The sequence below is a fragment of the Pseudomonas sp. Irchel 3E13 genome (assembly GCF_900187455.1).
Lineage (GTDB): Bacteria > Pseudomonadota > Gammaproteobacteria > Pseudomonadales > Pseudomonadaceae > Aquipseudomonas.
The window spans coordinates 1-15,434 of sequence record NZ_FYDX01000028.1 but is presented as its reverse complement, the minus strand read 5'-3'; the positions used below and the strand labels follow the sequence as shown (position 1 = coordinate 15,434).

General features: G+C 52.2%; 12 protein-coding genes. 2 read left to right on the top strand and 10 right to left on the bottom strand.

Features of this window, described 5'->3' with window-relative positions:
• Positions 1–10 precede the first annotated feature (10 nt).
• The 4 genes from CKW37_RS31230 to CKW37_RS31215 all read right to left on the bottom strand — a co-directional run bounded on the left by CKW37_RS31230 (position 11) and on the right by CKW37_RS31215 (position 6,981).
• Positions 11–943 carry a PD-(D/E)XK motif protein gene (locus CKW37_RS31230; RefSeq protein WP_159985352.1) on the bottom strand — a complete coding sequence of 311 codons (933 nt, stop codon included), beginning with the start codon at positions 941–943 and terminating at the stop codon, positions 11–13.
• Complete coding sequence (locus CKW37_RS31225; RefSeq protein ID WP_095159956.1) at positions 933–3,674, bottom strand: Z1 domain-containing protein; 2,742 nt, start codon at positions 3,672–3,674, stop codon at positions 933–935. The genes CKW37_RS31230 and CKW37_RS31225 overlap by 11 nt, the downstream gene beginning before the upstream one ends.
• The gene (locus CKW37_RS31220; RefSeq protein WP_095159955.1) at positions 3,671–5,137 is read right to left on the bottom strand and encodes an ATP-binding protein; all 1,467 of its coding nucleotides are present in this window, start codon (positions 5,135–5,137) and stop codon (positions 3,671–3,673) included. The genes CKW37_RS31225 and CKW37_RS31220 overlap by 4 nt, the downstream gene beginning before the upstream one ends.
• Positions 5,138–5,355: 218 nt before the next feature.
• A complete protein-coding gene (locus CKW37_RS31215) occupies positions 5,356–6,981 on the bottom strand; it encodes a DNA cytosine methyltransferase (RefSeq protein ID WP_095159954.1) in 1,626 nt (541 codons plus the stop codon).
• A 28-nt stretch (positions 6,982–7,009) separates the two neighbouring features.
• On the opposite strand from CKW37_RS31215, the gene CKW37_RS31210 reads away from it, so the two are divergent.
• The gene (locus tag CKW37_RS31210) at positions 7,010–7,456 is read left to right on the top strand and encodes a very short patch repair endonuclease (RefSeq protein WP_095159953.1); all 447 of its coding nucleotides are present in this window, start codon (positions 7,010–7,012) and stop codon (positions 7,454–7,456) included.
• A 34-nt stretch (positions 7,457–7,490) separates the two neighbouring features.
• Here the strand turns inward: CKW37_RS31210 and CKW37_RS33405 are convergent, their stop codons facing one another.
• The 5 genes from CKW37_RS33405 to CKW37_RS31185 form a co-directional block, all read right to left on the bottom strand.
• Entirely contained in the window at positions 7,491–7,802 is a 312-nt protein-coding gene (locus CKW37_RS33405; protein WP_095159952.1) for a hypothetical protein, read from the bottom strand.
• A complete protein-coding gene (locus CKW37_RS31200) occupies positions 7,799–8,779 on the bottom strand; it encodes an integrase domain-containing protein (RefSeq protein ID WP_095159951.1) in 981 nt (326 codons plus the stop codon). Before CKW37_RS31200 ends, CKW37_RS33405 begins: the two co-directional genes overlap by 4 nt.
• Positions 8,757–9,116 carry a hypothetical protein gene (locus tag CKW37_RS31195; protein ID WP_095159950.1) on the bottom strand — a complete coding sequence of 120 codons (360 nt, stop codon included), beginning with the start codon at positions 9,114–9,116 and terminating at the stop codon, positions 8,757–8,759. Before CKW37_RS31195 ends, CKW37_RS31200 begins: the two co-directional genes overlap by 23 nt.
• Positions 9,100–10,497: a YfjI family protein gene (locus CKW37_RS31190; RefSeq protein ID WP_095159949.1), complete on the bottom strand. Its 1,398-nt coding sequence runs from the start codon at positions 10,495–10,497 to the stop codon at positions 9,100–9,102. Before CKW37_RS31190 ends, CKW37_RS31195 begins: the two co-directional genes overlap by 17 nt.
• Positions 10,498–11,460: 963 nt before the next feature.
• Entirely contained in the window at positions 11,461–12,717 is a 1,257-nt protein-coding gene (locus CKW37_RS31185; RefSeq protein WP_095159948.1) for an integrase domain-containing protein, read from the bottom strand.
• 876 nt (positions 12,718–13,593) lie between these two features.
• Here CKW37_RS31185 and CKW37_RS32880 point away from each other — a divergent pair.
• Complete coding sequence (locus CKW37_RS32880) at positions 13,594–13,767, top strand: hypothetical protein (RefSeq protein WP_153570273.1); 174 nt, start codon at positions 13,594–13,596, stop codon at positions 13,765–13,767.
• Between the two features lie 81 nt (positions 13,768–13,848).
• Here the strand turns inward: CKW37_RS32880 and CKW37_RS31180 are convergent, their stop codons facing one another.
• Positions 13,849–14,805, bottom strand: a complete 957-nt coding sequence (locus CKW37_RS31180; protein WP_049239417.1) for a hypothetical protein — start codon at positions 14,803–14,805, stop codon at positions 13,849–13,851.
• Positions 14,806–15,434 lie beyond the last annotated feature (629 nt).

The following is a 15,434-nucleotide window of genomic DNA, read 5'->3' as shown; positions in this document are numbered from 1 at the left end:
GACCCGTGCGCTAGATTTGAAAGGCTGTGCAGTTATTAAGGTTTAGCTTATATTTTACACTACTAAGACCCGGTGACAAATCTTGCGGTCGGATGCAAGGAAAGCCAGGAACTACTTTATAACGTGAGGTGCTATACAATATCATCACTTGGTTGTCATATTCCGGGTGTGTGGAGTACCCACATCTCAATAGGCAGTTTTCAAAGGCTGAGTAGGTCTCGAAGTCTGACTTAAGTGATTTTCGGATATCGTCAACCAGCTGATTCAGCGTAAAGCCATTAGCTGTGCTTTCTGCTCCGCTTCCCAGCTGAACAACAACAAGCTGCAATTCGCGGTAGGTATAATCGAGCTGTCTTTCAGATGCAATCGTCACCTCGTTTACTGATGGCCAGACAGTTTTTACTTCCCAAGCCAGCTTCTCGAATTGAAAATCTTGATCAGCCCGATCAGGCCCCTTCCAGCTCTGAATAGCTGCAGGCGCGCTGATCATCTCAATAAGTGATTTGAGGTGAATAAGTTCGCCGCTCAGCCCCCGGACTTGAGATTCGTTCAAGGTTTCTAGGTTGCCTCGTTCGAACAGCAGGCGCCAGCTAACAAGACGCGCTAAAACGAACGGAAGGCCATTAGACTTATCCGAGCATTGGCGTGAAGATGCAATCAAATCTTCACAGAACAATCGAAATAATTCAAAAAGATCTGGTTTTTCCAAAATGAATAGTAGAGACCATCGGCCATCTTCCCGGAGTACAGTGTGTATCTTCACTGATTGAAGTTCCAAGTCGACGCCGGGATTTTCTTGCGTAATCAACAATAGAGTGAATCGACCCAATGAATCCACACCTGCGTAGAAATCAAGGATGTGCTCTACGTCAACCCTGCGAAATCCTGATCCGACCGCTTCTGCTTTCACTGTGTCCCAAATAAGTTTGACTTTATTCGTCATCATCGTCTTCCTCATCATCGTTGTCATCAATTGAGGAGCTATCGCCGGACAACATATTTCGGAGTTCGACAAGGTTAATACGATAAGCTACACGATGACTGCTGATATCAAGGGATGGAAAGCTTAGACCTATGGCTACAAGCGCGTCGCAATCGGGCGGCAGTTGAAACTTGCTTTCTTTTTCCTCTTCTTTTCTGGGCTCAATTAAGTGGATTAGCAATAGCGGTGCCTGTCTAACGGCAGTGTATGCTTTGCCCGGAATTGTTTGGATACTCTTTTTGGCTTCGCTTCTATACCTAATCTCTGCTGCCTCGATTTCAGGCTTTGACAATCCTGCCTTCTCATCGGCCGCTGATCCCACCCGCAGTTTAGTCCCGTTAACGAGCAAGGCTTTTATATTGTCATCAGTAGATATCTTGCGGACCCTTCTTTTTACCTCTAACTCTTCTGCGAATTTTATCGAGCTGCCGCTGCCCGTGGGTAAAGCTACATCCCATGAATCAAGCTTATGGTCGGTGGATTTTTCAATAAAATCAGCCAGGCTAGATGTTTGCAGCTTTACGCTAAGAGGGTGATTGATAAATGCCTTTAGGAATTTTACGACCAGTTGCTTCGGTACGGACCGCCATACGGGGAAGGCGCCATCTTCCATCTTTTTAGAATCAGGACTGGTTAGTACTGATCGTATAAAACTCTGCGCCTCCTTGTAGTTTGAGGAAACTATCGAGGGGTCTTTTAGTAAGCGGGGCGACTCCAAGCTTTCTTCAGTAATAGATATTATCTGGACAATTTCATCCGAGTCCCTCATTTTGTTTCTGGCGGTAATGAGTAAAGACTCAGGATGAGATCTCACGCGGAGCCCAAAATCGATTGGCTTGAGGCGAGAGTTCTGCATTCGACGCACTTCGTTACGAAGCTCGTCAGTCGCCTCTGAGATATGTGCATACCAATCCGCTGTCTCTTCAGTCATCCAAATTTTGCATAGATCTTCGTAACCGGATCGATAGCCGAACCACCTTCCCATTTGAAGTAAAGCATCATACATTTGAGTTGTTCTGTAGAAGTAACTAATGCACAACCCTTCGAGCGTCAAACCACGCGCTAGGCTGTTGCCCCCAACTGCTACTACCCTCAAGCCGTGTTCCTTGTAGGCGGTATAATCTAAGCTGGCCGGCCCGCTTTTTTGGTTTACTGCAGTAGTTTGAATCGGCATCGTAGAAGCTGAAAGTTTGGCTTGAACCTGCTGCCACGTTATTTCTAGGTTGGAGAAGTTTCTCTGAAATGCGTTGTATAGAGATTTAATGGAGCTATTGCGTATGGCTTCATCGAAAGGTAGGGAAGCGTAATTTCGAATGTCTCCTTGCATCAGCCGGACTTCATGATCGAGGATGTCTCGGACTTGATTTTGTATCAAGGTGAAGTGACTAACGTTTACTAGCATGGATCTATGCTTTGGCATCCCAAAACGAATGTCCATTAGCGTGTTAACTAAGAAGAAGCATGTGATCGCATCTTTAAGCGATGACGGGACGCCCTCCACCACGCTGTCAGAGGCCTGTCCGCGCGGAAAGTACTCCTCGGCATCATCGATAACGTTTAAGCACTTTAGATCGGAGTTTTCGCCAAAAATCCGGCTTGCCCCAACATAATTTGTAGGCGCGTCTAATGTGTAAATAAAATCGCGAGGGAATAGATCGTCACCCTCGACATTATTCGTTGTTTCAGGGTTGATGAATACGTTGGCAAACGGAGTTGCGGTAAACCCTACATAACTGGATCTCGGGAAAACTTTCAGCAATCCACGGATCCCCGCATTTATAGCAGTTGCCTTTTTGGGGTTTGTATTGATAGAGGCATTGTCCGCCTCGTCATCAATAAGTAGAAGGGGGATGTCTATGTTTCCGCCGGGGCCAGCATTATAATTAACCAGCCACTCTACTAGGTTTTCGAGGATTCGCTTGTTTTTCTTGACTACAAGAAGAACAGGCTCTCTGTAGTCGTTTAACCTAAATCCAAGTTGGTTTACCATTGCCGCCCGGAAATCTACTATTGTAGACGTAAAGACACCCGCTGAGCGTGCACCATTGATTAATCCAACGCCAATTTCTTTGCGATGGCGCTTTCGGTTGTTTACGACGCCCGAGCTATCCAGTCCTACAAACCCAGAGTCTAAACGTTCCTGAGTTTGTCTTCTCAAACTTTCCAGCGTCCCTGTCAACAGAATTACTAATTTGTACCCCGCATCTGCCGCCTTGCAAATCAAGCCTGTATAGTTAGAGGTTTTCCCTGACTGCACATCGCCCATTACTAAACCTCGCCGCGGCCATCCTGTGCGACCTGATGGATCTCCCATCAAATCTAGGATTTCATCCGTTACCTTATCTAGCGAGTTAACAACTTTGGGACCCCAACCCTGCTTCAAAAGATCGGTTTGGTAGCGACTCCAATAGAATGGGTCGATTGCAGCCTTTTTAGCTCTCAGCCAAGGATTGTGTTCATCATAAACACAGTCCCCCAATCCCATGTCAACTGTGAGCGCTTCATGAAGCTTCTTAATAACTACTTCAAACTCGTCGTCCGTGACAGTGTAGGGCGGTATGCTCCTTAGAGTGGACGCCAAGTCAAAGATGGCCCCTTCGGTTGGAACTCCATCAACTGTTAGGGCTGTGATAACTCCCAATTCCAGGCGACGAGCATTCGCTGACAGTACCATCCTTGACGTCTCACTCACGAGTTATATTCCTCAACAATTTTCTTTGTTAGTTCTGGGTATAGATTAAATGGTTCTATTAAATGAAGCGACATTAGCAGTTGCCTTCTGGTCGGCGAATCTGCTGGCATATTTACTATAATTGTCGAAATCATATCGTTGATATTTTCGACCGCACTGTCACTTGCGAAATCAGGTCGGACGTCGCTTGCCATACGGTTGTACAAGGCGTCCGCAGGGAATGAGCTCTCGATAACCCCTAAAACTAGGTTGAGTCGTGCTCTTCCTTCTTTGTCTAGAGATTTTGAGAACTCTGAAATTAGTGGATGGTTTCGATTCACATCGAATCTAACACCTGATCTATCGAGAACTTCGTTCCAGCCAGGGGCGACATCAGAGTCAGAGATTTTGCGACCCTTAAAAGCGATCGTTCTGCCGCTGACGGACCTGATTCTGTCCACTGTCCGTTTTAAGTTTTGCCGAACCAACTCAGGCGGATGAGCGGCCGATTTTTTTATATCTAAAGTCCAAAGATGGTCAAGTGTGTTGGGGATATCTACCCGTACTCGCGCAAGCTTACTTAGCTCGTCTTTTCTTGCTAGGCGAAACCAAGTTCCCCAAATTATCAGTCTTCTATTTCTATATATATAGAATCCCTGCTGGCTTCGAAAGCCTTCGCTCCCGCCGATTAGCTGTACATCATTGCTGCTAAGTTTGCTCATGTGCGGCAAAATAAAAGGTTTGACTACGACCCTTTTGCCTTCGACGGAAAACTTCTCCTCGTCCAGACGCTGAGTAGCTTTATGATTGGCCAAGAAAGGGTCAAACGGAACAATCGCAGAACCGTTGAGAGCCATTGATATTTTTGGCTTGCTCCCTTCTTTTGTTAGGAAGCGATGGAAAACAAGTGATAGATGCTCGCGGGCCGCAAGCATTTTTGTTCCCAATGCGTTTTCTGGATCTGCTTCCCCAACAAGCAATTTGTCGAGTTCTTGCCACAGTACCATCGTCCCTGATTTTTTACTTTCTAGCTGACTAAAGTGAGGTAAGGCTTGGCAGTCTGAGAGTTCAAGCTGAAGCATGACCCAAGCGCCTTTGTCGATAACGACATCGAGATCCCAACAAAATGCGTTGATATCAGCATCTTGTTTGGAAATGACAGTCATCCGGCGACATTGTGATATGGATGCTGTCTTGAGCCCTAAGCCATACCGACCCATATCGTCTTCCCCCCTCTCTAAAAGAGGGTTTTTGCTGCCGTGTCGCATTGCGCTCTGCAACACCTCATGCGACATTCCTTTTCCGTCATCTATTATCGCGATGTAAGGGTTGTCAGTAGGGCGGAACTCGATGTGGATCTCTTTGGCATGGGCGGAAATACTATTATCAATTAAGTCCGCCAACGCCGAATCCAAGGTGTAGCCAATTGACCGCATTGATTCGAGCAGTGACGCTGCGTGGGGAGGGTGCTGAACCTCTATCATCGCACCAGTCTCCTAGTACAAAAGGTAACCAAGAATCCCTCCAACAACATTCCTACCCCCCAAAGGCTCGCGTTGATTTCCTATAGTCCCTCTACCGTGGGGCATAAGCCGCAGACGGCAGGGTGTGACATCTATTGGCCACTATTCGTTGCATAAAACTGGTTATGATGCAAGCCTCATTTCCAGCCTCCACTGCTTTGGACCTGCCTAGGCATCATTTAGATGATCATCGAATCCGCTACCCCAGCATGCTCCGGACTTAAAGTCCTGCCCTTAATTATACGCTCTACTAGTTTGGCAATTTTACTTGCAAGAAGAGGTGGGACGGCATTCCCAACTTGGTGGTATTGCTGCGTGCGATTGCCTAGGAAAAAATAATTATCTGGGAAGGTTTGCAATCTAGCTGCTTCCCTAACAGTCAGGCTGCGACATTGATTAGGATCATAGTGGATGAAGTAATGGCCATCTTTCGATATATGGCTTGTTATCGTTGAGGAGTACTGGTTGTGAAGTTGTACTCTAAAGCGATCGCTAAATTTACCACTTTCCCAGTTTTTATGGTCAGGAGCCAATCCGGGAAGATTGAATTCTTGATGACCCTTTGGAGAGACATGGTGAGCCTGTGCGAAGACGGAGGCATATACATATCGCTTGAGATCTGCACTCATGTGGCTGCGAGCTTCATGGTTGAGCCAGACGTTTAACCTGTCGTCTGTAAACCACGAGTCCAAATCGTCCGATTTTGTTTTGCCACTCCAATAGCTTGTCTTTCTTACTCTCAATCCGCCATTATTCAACCGGCCTCCCGAAAATGAATCTCGGAAGATTTTAAGGTTCATCTCTAAGTTTGGATCCTGCTTTCCAGAGGAAATCAGGTCTGCATATAAGGTGTCCAAGTGATTTAAAACTTCACTGCACCACTTGTCTGGAGTGTCGCTTCCCCTCGATAGCGTACTTCGTAGAGGCGGAAGATTTCCGATTACGTCTCCAACTGTAACTGGTTCGGCAGTTTCAAGCTTGTGCTCGTTTACCTCTCCAATGTAATCTTCTGAAATGCCGATCAAAATGACCCGGTGGCGACCTTGTGGAATGCCATATTCTTCAGCGCGTATTACAAAGTTACTAAAGTCAATTGAGTCTGGCGACATTCCTGATTCGTATATGTCATCAGAGACCAAGGAGCAGATTTTATATTTAGTACCACATCCGCCTTTGATGCCTAATGCGGCATCAGGGTCAGCTAAGTCCTGGAGTATTTGTGGGAATATTTGAGTGCCGCTAACCTTCGAGGAAAGAATCCCTTTGACATTTTCCATCACAAATACTGCAGGGCGCTTGCTCTGAATTATCCGAAGATATTCCCGGTAGAGGAAGTGGCGGTGGTCATCTTCCGCTTTGTATTCTGCATTTCCCTTGTTGCGTGCTCGTCCAACTATTGAATAAGCTTGGCAAGGGGGGCCACCAATCAATACCCAAGGTTTACTGGTATCTAGTCTCGCTTCTAGAATGCGGTCTAGCTCGGCATTCCCCTCCGCACTCCCTAGTTTAATTTGGCGGGCCTCTTTATCGGCATGCTGCCATTCTTTGGCGCTGTTCGAAGTCCAAGGTTGTGATGCCCCACCCGTCTCGCAGTAGTAATAGTAGTCGTCAAGGGCTGCTGGATTGTTTTTTTTCAGCGCTCGATAAAATGCACGGAGTCTTAGCGTAGATCGAGCGAACGGGTCCATTTCTGCTGAGACTAATACATCAAAGCTTCTGCCCTCATTGAGTGAAGAGAAACCTTCACCAAGGCCGCCAGGGCCAGCGAAGAGATCCACGACCTGTAAAGGGTTGTTACAATTCATGAGCTACATCTGCCAAAGGTAAACGAAAGTGGATGTTGTAGATAGAGCGACCAGATCTCGGATGATGGCTGCGATAACGGGCAAAAATACACAGCCTGAGCTCGCATTGCGCCGTTTCCTTCATGCTTTGGGCTATCGTTTTCGCCTGCACCGCAAGGACCTCCCTGGCAAGCCTGACATTGTAATGCCCAAGCTCCGGACCTGTATATTTGTACACGGATGTTTTTGGCATCGACATGTTGGATGTCAATACGCTACTACACCTAAGACTCGGAGCGAATTCTGGGCGGCAAAATTTTCAAGGAACGTTGAGAGAGACCTCGAAAATGTACAGGCGCTGGAGGCCAAAGGCTGGACGGTCATGGTTGTGTGGGAGTGCGAGATAAAGCAAGGCGGGGGGCGCTTGTCTGATCTACATGAGGCCCTACAAGTGAAGGCGTTGTCCGCTGCCTCAGTGAGGCCTCGCTGTAGGTAATGTTGGCGCCGACTGGACAGGGTGATCGTGACTTCTACGGCCGTCGACGGCAGGAGCGCTTGCCATTTGATCGATCTGTCAGCAACCGCGCAGTCCCTAGCCGCTTACTGATTAGTAAAACGGTGAGTTTGTAGTAGTACTGGCTTGCGCTTGAGTGGTCCTTCAGAAAGTGAGTCAAAAACCAGCGCATATGCTTTCGCTGCCAAGTCCAAGGGGTGTTTCGTTGCCAGCGCTCTTGGATCGCCGCTTGCATGATTTGAGCTTGTCGGAGGTGCCTTTGCTGCGTGCTCTTCGAGCCGCACAGAACGCCGATCAAGAACAACGTCATATCAAAGGATTTGCTCATGACCGGCCACCGATGTAGGCCGAAACCACATCGAGCCGGTTATGTCCGAGCTCAAGACTGATTTGTAGGCGTGCCTGTTGATCAAGGTCGGGGTCGATTCGATAGCAGTGGCCGCCATTGACTGGGGCTGCATAGCCTGTGAAATGCTCGTAGCGTTTGCAAGCGTAGGCGGCGCGCAATTCATGAAACCCCTTTAGCTTGTGCCTATGCAGAATTTTGCGGGCGGGGCGCACCGTCATTTGCAGGAACGCGGCGTAGCTTTCTTCTGGGGCCAGCAGGTTACGGCTGCCCCTCGGTGACGCATTTCTTGCGAAAAGGATTGCCTCGTTTACCTCATTGTTGGCAGCAATCCACCGCGGCGCTGATGCCCCAGAGCGGCCGCCTTTGGTGCCGTCTTGGATATTGATACGACCCAAGTGCTTGGCCTCATGGTGCAAGCGTGGCAGGTCCGCTAGGATCGCTTCGCGCAGGCGCATGCCGGTTGCTCGGGCCAACAGGGCAATCGCGGCCACTCGCTCGTACTGCTGTTCACACAATACCTGCAGCACGCGCTGTACCTGTTGATGGTCTTGGCCAGCTGGAGCTTGGGAGCGTACGTTGGAGCGCTGCTGCCCTAATGCCTGGCTCGGGCTGATGACTCTCACTTCCTGATCACCGCGCAGCGCGGCAAGGGTGCGGTTGACGCTGCTCAGGCGATTTTGCGCGGTAGCGATGCATAATGCGCCTTGCTGGATCTGCTGACGCAGGTATGCGACGTAGTCCTGGAGCGTCTGTTGATCAATTTGGCGCGCGTCGTTGTAACCGGGGCCGCCCTCTGACCGGCACCAGTCTACGAATGCTTGCCAGCGATCGCTATGCGCTTTGACCGTGGCGAAGTGGCCGCCGGCGAACATGTCCCCTAGCGCCTGCCGACCGGCATAGCTCAATTGGCGACCATAGCCAAAGTTGCGACCATCACGCCGACCGACCAGCACCATTGTCTTCACCTTGATCGTTGGTTTGTAGGTGCAGCAGCAGGGCTTTCCAGTGGGCGCTGACGCTGTCCAACTGTCCCCAGTGTGCTGGGCGGATGAGAAGGGCGTTTTCGCTGTGTTGCAGCAAGGCCCCGTCTTCTTGCAACTGCTCGATGAGCCGAGCGAGGTCGATTGACTCAGATGTTGGAGCGGCGACAGCGGCGACACTGGCGACAACCCCCGCCGCATCTGGATTGGCGCGTGGCGACAAAGCGGTGGCAGTGGCGGCGACACGCCGTAACTCGGTCGGCGAGCAATGTTGCGCCCGATAGCGGCGCACGGCGTCATTGAGGCGGAACATGGCGCACCTCGAATATGTCCCCGTCATTGTCCAGCCAGTTATGGGCAACCAGCTGCAGCAATAACTCGAAAGTGTGCCGCGTGCTTTTACGGGCAAAGCGAGGGCCGTTGCGCGTGAGATCGCGGAGGCGAAACGGTGGCCAGTTCTTCTTTATCAACCAGCGCAGCAGGCAATCAGCCTCTGCGCGAAGCTTATTCAGTGGTTCCTGTTCAGTCAGGCGTTGGCTCTCGGCCAGGTAGTAATCCATCAGCGTGGAGGCGCGCTGAATGTGCATGTCTTCCAATACAGTCGATTCCTCAACCACCGCCATCACACCAGCCATGCGTAGTACGTTCGCGGCGGCTTTGCCCGCAGCAGCTTGCACGTTGACCAGCTCGCCGAATTCCCCAGACTCGCATTCAATGGTGTCGTGAATGGCAATCCATGCTTCACGGGCGCGGGGGCTTAACTCTAGGATTACAGGGTTGAGGCCGCCGTCTTTATGGCGTGACCAAGGCTTCTGCATGAGCGCGGCAATGCGCTGCTGGTACAGTTGCACCTTTGGATCTCGGGTCAGGTCGATGGTTTTGTACAGTCGTTGTCCAACCAGGCGCTCTGGCCAACTGATCAGACAGCGTCCTAGGATGCCCTGGTCTTTGATATCCGCGTCCTGCAGCAAGCGGTCTGCCAGGCGGGGTTGAAGCATCAAGTGCATGCTGAGTCGGCGATCATAGGCGCGCAGACTTTCCCCAGCCATCGCGCGCGACCGATCAATCGGGCTACCGTCCCACAGCGTCGACAAGTGAGTGATCGCCTTGATCATGTTGTCCTTGATCATGGTGCTGCCGCCCAAAAACTGTCCGCCCTCATCGCTGAACAGCCCCATGCTGGGCAAGCCGTGGCACAGGCTTTTGACCAGGCCCTCAATGGTCGGCTCAGCAGTGAGCAGTCTTGGTTGGACAGGTTCAGGTTGCGCGTCCAGCGCTAGATGTGCTGACTTTTTCGAGGTCGGTGACTTTGCGGTGAGGCTCATTGCAGCTCGGTGCGCCTTGAGCTGTTCGCCATAGGCGATCCACTGCTGTCTTTCCCAGTCCCGTACGGCCTGCAGCGCAATATGGTCCACCGCACTTTTGCGGTCACCTGAGCAAGCCACCGTCAGCAAGTACAGCGACAACGGATAGATTCGGCCATCGAGGTGAACATTGGCGTGCGCCTGGCTCGCCAAAGCTGCCGTGGCCAGAACGGATTGCGCGGCCATGGCGCAGGGCACGCCGATCACATCGGCCATGCGTTCCACGGCAGGCCCCAATAGATCGCCCAGCGCCGCGCCCGGGTAGGGTAGGGGCGTTATCTGCTGTTCCAACAAGGGGCGTGGCGGCCCTTGTACTTCGCGCAGTTGCATAGCCTTCCTCCATAAATTACCGATCTCTCCCTCACGTCATCCCGCCAAGAATGCTGAGTGTTATCAGGGATCAAGGCCCCTGCGACCTGTGAGGGTGTCCACTGACGCGGGACTGGCGGCTCCTTACGACCAGGAGCAAGGGCATCTCATGATCTGGCCTCCTGAGCACCGTTAGCGGTGGGCGGGTGGAGGCTGCATTGGCTGACGAGACCAGTGCCGCGAGATCCTGAGCCAGGTGCAAGCAGCACTGCGATGACCGGGGCATGCCTGACTGTCAGTCAGGTGCAGTCCATTCCCTGGTCTGCGGCACCATCATCTACAGCGCTGTTGCTGGTGACATCTGCGTTTGTCACGCTGATTGTCACGCGGGGAATTGCCGCAAAGCCTTGTGCGATGAGGGCTGCAGCAGTGGTAGGAGCGCCCGTCTCTTTTCTGGAAAAAGAGACGGGCGAACGATTGGCGCAAAACGTTGGCCGAGCAGGTTCGTTGCTGCAGGGCTAAAGGGTTGGCGGGCAGCCGCACTGGGCGGATTGTTTAGAGGGCGTCCATCATTCTGGCGAATGACCGTGCGAGCCTCCGGGCGCGAATCGCACTTTGGGATGAGCCACCGGGTTAGCGGCATGACCTTGAAGGCTCTGGTCATCTGGGGTGCTGCCTAAGGCAGCGCTTCGAATCTTCGTTCTATCGGTCACCGCGGCATGGGTCAATCGGTGAAGGACACATGGAAATGCGCCAGATTCCACCTCTGGCGTGCTTTGGAAGTCGGTGGGTGTCAGTGGCAAAGTGGCCGTTTGTCGCTTTTCTAGTGTTAGCCCGTGAGCATGGGGATGCGAAGCCTCCCCATACTCACGGGCTTAGCCGGAGAAACCAAAATCGGGGCGAGTTGGCGACTGTCGCCATCCGCTCAGACGGCAGGATGTAGATGGCACGCGGTCTGTCGCCAGTGTCGCCGTTGTCGCCGCCCTATCGGATGGGTACTACGTTCCGATCCCTGGCCACATTCATCGCGCTGGCCGAGAGATTGCCCGTCGACGCCTTCAGAATGTACTCGCTCCACCAAGCCATCATCGGCCGCCGTCGCTCGATGTAGTCGGCTCGGTTGTAGGCACTGCGCACCTCATCCTTGTCGACGTGCGCCAACGCCACTTCGATGAGCTCCGGGTCCCACCCATGTTCATTCAAGATGGTGCTGGCCATCGAGCGCATGCCGTGGCTGACCAAGCGGTCCTGGAAGCCCATGCGTTTCAACGCCATGTTGGCGGTCTGGCTATTGGCATGAGTACGAGGGTTTCGGTCTGCCGGGAAGACGTACTCCCGATGACCACTGTGGGACTTCAGTATCTCCAGCAATGACATGGCTTGATCGCTCAACGGGATGCTGTGCGGGCGGCGCTTCTTCATCCGCTCCGGCGGGATGGTCCAGACACGCCTTTCAAAGTCGATGTCTACCCAGCGAGTGGTTGCCGCCTCGGCGGGGCGAGTCATCGTGTGCAACTGCCACTCGATCAGGCAGCGGGTCGTGCGCTTGATACTGGCATTCGCTATTTCCAGCATGAGCTCAGGAAGCTCCTCGGGTGGTAGCGCCGCCATATTTTCTTTCTTCGGTTTCTTGAACACCGCCCGAATCCCGCTGAGCGGGTTCGCGAAGATCATTCCTGAATTGACCCCGTAGGTCATGATCTCGTTGAGGCGCTGGCTAAGCCGCTTCACCGTTTCCAAGCTGCCTTTGGCTTCGATAGGGCGAAGGATCTTGATCACCATCGGTGCACTGACTTCCGAGATTGGAGTCGATTTCATGCTCGGAAAAACGTGCAGCGTGAGTGAGCGCCAGATGTCCTCAGCATAGGCCGGCGTGACCGAGTCCTTTTTCAACTCGAACCAGGCGCTAGCTACTTTCTCGAACGTATGTTCCGTCTCGGCTAGTTTGGCCTGCGCGAGATCATTGCGCTGAGCTTTGGGGTCGATCCCCTGGGCAAGTACTTCCCTAGCTTCAACCGCTTTTCGCCGAGCTTGCGCCAGAGAGACCTCGGGATAGGAGCCGAGCGCCATGTTGATTCGATTCTTGGTGACCGGATGCCTGTAGTTGAAATTCCACTGCATCGAGCGGTTTACCCGGACTCGGAGCTGGAGGCCGTCGCCATCCGTGAGGACATAGTCCTTGTCTTTGGGCTTGACCGCCTTGAGCTGGCGGTCGGAGAGACGAGCTGTTTGAGCGCACATGGGAGAGGCTCCATGACACCTTTTGGTATTCCCAAGATTAGCCCCAGGTAGGCTGGAATACCACTGGGAATACCGGGACGGCTGGAACTCAAAAAACCGTTGTGGCCCTCAAAAGAGCAGTAAACCCTTGATTTCACTGACTTCCAGGCACAAAAAAAGACGTCCGTGGACGTCTTTGATTGATCATTTGGTGGAGCCGGGGGGATTAAAAATGTACACATAAGCTATTGTTTTTAATGTATTTATTTATAGGTTTATGCGTAAGTGCCCCCTTAAGTGCCCCCATGCACGTATTTCCGATGAGCGGTTATTTGAGGAGTTGAACTGGCGTCCTGAGTTATCGTTTCGCGACCGTGCGAGGCCTGTCAACCACCGGGAAGCATTCAATAGAGTCGGTCGGTACAGCATAACCTCGGTTATGTGGCCAGGAGGGTTTGAGCCCAGCTCAGACCGGGTGCTGGGTAGATGTCAGGTCACGCAGTTGGGTTTTTTCCGCGGTAGCGCACCATGGGCTCATCTAGGACGATTTGAGCTGAGGTGCGGTATGAGACACTCGATGGTTACCTGTCACAACTGTGGCAAAGCGATGGTTCCGAGAGCGTCATATAGCCGTGGTTTCTGGGGGTATTCGCCTTCGTCCAATCATTGCCCCTTTTGCCTGAGTGAGAACTGGCACGGCGGAAATCCTGGGTTAGGGGCTCGGCTGCTCGCTTTGGTTGGCCTGGCTCTTGGTGTTCTGGCCTGCGTGTTGGTAGGAGCTCTTCTGTTCAAGGTGCAGTGGTGGCTTGGTGTCGAAGGACAGTGGCCTCTATTGACGCTGGGCACATGTGCTGTATCGGTTAGCGCGGGATACCATTTCTACAACTGGTTTGTTGATTGCTGACCGGTGATCATGCTGTGGAAGGCAGCAATCGGCCAAAAGCAGACATCTGCCCAGTAAATAAATCTGTCCCCTTTTCACTGCGCTACATCCAGCCCAAGGTGCGCATGATCGTCGATGCCTTGCTGGAAATGGCGCAGCGCAATGCTGCGGTGTTCAGGCCGGACTGAGAGCAGCTGGACGCGGTAGATGGCAGTACCGCACCCGGCCGGGCTTTAGATTCGGAGCATCTGGAGGCAGCCCTTACAGGGTTACTTCGAATGATCCCAGAACTGGTGGTTCATGTTGGTCTCAATTTCCCGGATGGATTTAATCAACTCCTTTGCTTTTTCCCTAGGGATGGTGCCTTTGCTGGCTGCCAGCTGAATTTCTTTGACCTGGGCTTTCCGGTCTTCGAAGCGCTTGCGATTCAGCTTGAGCCCTTCAATCATGAGCCTGGAGGCGATGCTCATCAATTTGTGGTATTTCAAGCAGAACTCGATCGCGGGTCTGACTTGCTCGGTGACGTCTTCCCACTGAAGATGATTGTCAGCCAGCTCATCAAATTTTCCGGGACTCAATACGCTGTCATTTGGGATGCCGATCCCCGTAACACCTGTATGCAGAAACACCTTCCGGGCCAACTCAGAGCAGTAGGCTGCGGCTTTCATTGGCTTTTTAGAGGGCAGGATTTTGTAGGGCTGCGCCAGATAGAACGCACATGCCTGGTAAATACTGTCGAGGTGTTCCGAGCCAAGTTTCTTACACCGAATTACCCGCCAATCAGGCTTCACATCGCTCAAGACATCTGACACCAGCCTATTGGAAACACCCAGGCTAGGCATAGCATCGACGCAGACGAAGTCTGCATGAACCAGCGCGACGTGACTGGATCTTGCGTGCTTATAGCCAAGTTTTTGCCCTTTGGTGATAATTTTCGCGCCGGTGGTGTTTCCGGTGCTCAGAATTACATCCCCAGCTTTAAGCAGGTTGTCGACGAGGCTCAGTTCGTCCTTGAAAGGATTGTCCTGGCCTCTCACCATGGCACGATAGATCTCCAGCTGGTCATCTGGAATTCCTTCATGACGAGCACTGAAATCTATCATCGCATCAGACTGCCCGCGAACTTGAGCAAGTAGCTTTTGGCTCTTCTCCTCGGATGACATGGCCGCAAAAATATCGGCTGCGGCATTGTGCCGAGCGTTCTGTCGAATTTGATCCAGATCCATGTGGGTCACTCTTTCAGTCAAAGTTGGGCAGCCAGGCGCCGCGATAGATGAGAATGCTGTAATGAGGTCTCGATCATGGGATTGCAAGACCGTTGATGACTACGGCGCAGCTCTAACTGGCGGTTCATTCTCGCTACAGCAGATAGCTGTTTCGAGCAAGGCGCAGCGGGCCTGTCCCAAAGGTGTACTGCTTAGCGAGTACACCTGCGATGAGGGCAGCTGTGTGACACGGATGCGGTGAACTCCCATGCCGAGCAGGCAGCGATATTACGCATAGCGCTCAGCGTGGCCCTCAGAGGTCGATGTGTCCGAGGACTGCTGCCACAGAAGGTTGGCTTTCTGACTGCATGCCGCCGCTGCGATACCCGCTGATGACCTATGGCTTCCCCTCCTTTGTATCTCTTTGCGCCAAAGCCAAGCACAAGGAAGCCACGGCGCCGCCTCTGGCCGATAGCCCGTATTGCAGTATGCAGACTCCTTAGCGCTCCATAGGTACATAGTGCGTAACCGTCCGGCCAACTCACCTTCCTGACCCCGACGCCAAAGGCGATGGTGTCCACCTAATTTAAGTGGACACCATTTCTAGCCTTTTAAGCGGGTCTTTCCATGCAGTCACAACGCCGTTCCTA

Bases quoted from the DNA above. Each gene is read 5' to 3' on its own strand.
- CKW37_RS31230 (WP_159985352.1), bottom strand. From the start codon at position 943: ATGACGAATAAAGTCAAACTTATTTGGGACACAGTGAAAGCAGAAGCG.
- CKW37_RS31220 (WP_095159955.1), bottom strand. From the start codon at position 5,137: ATGATAGAGGTTCAGCACCCTCCCCACGCAGCGTCACTGCTCGAATCA.
- CKW37_RS31215 (WP_095159954.1), bottom strand. From the start codon at position 6,981: ATGAATTGTAACAACCCTTTACAGGTCGTGGATCTCTTCGCTGGCCCT.
- CKW37_RS33405 (WP_095159952.1), bottom strand. From the start codon at position 7,802: ATGAGCAAATCCTTTGATATGACGTTGTTCTTGATCGGCGTTCTGTGC.
- CKW37_RS31200 (WP_095159951.1), bottom strand. From the start codon at position 8,779: ATGGTGCTGGTCGGTCGGCGTGATGGTCGCAACTTTGGCTATGGTCGC.
- CKW37_RS31195 (WP_095159950.1), bottom strand. From the start codon at position 9,116: ATGTTCCGCCTCAATGACGCCGTGCGCCGCTATCGGGCGCAACATTGC.
- CKW37_RS31190 (WP_095159949.1), bottom strand. From the start codon at position 10,497: ATGCAACTGCGCGAAGTACAAGGGCCGCCACGCCCCTTGTTGGAACAG.
- CKW37_RS31185 (WP_095159948.1), bottom strand. From the start codon at position 12,717: ATGTGCGCTCAAACAGCTCGTCTCTCCGACCGCCAGCTCAAGGCGGTC.
- CKW37_RS31180 (WP_049239417.1), bottom strand. From the start codon at position 14,805: ATGGATCTGGATCAAATTCGACAGAACGCTCGGCACAATGCCGCAGCC.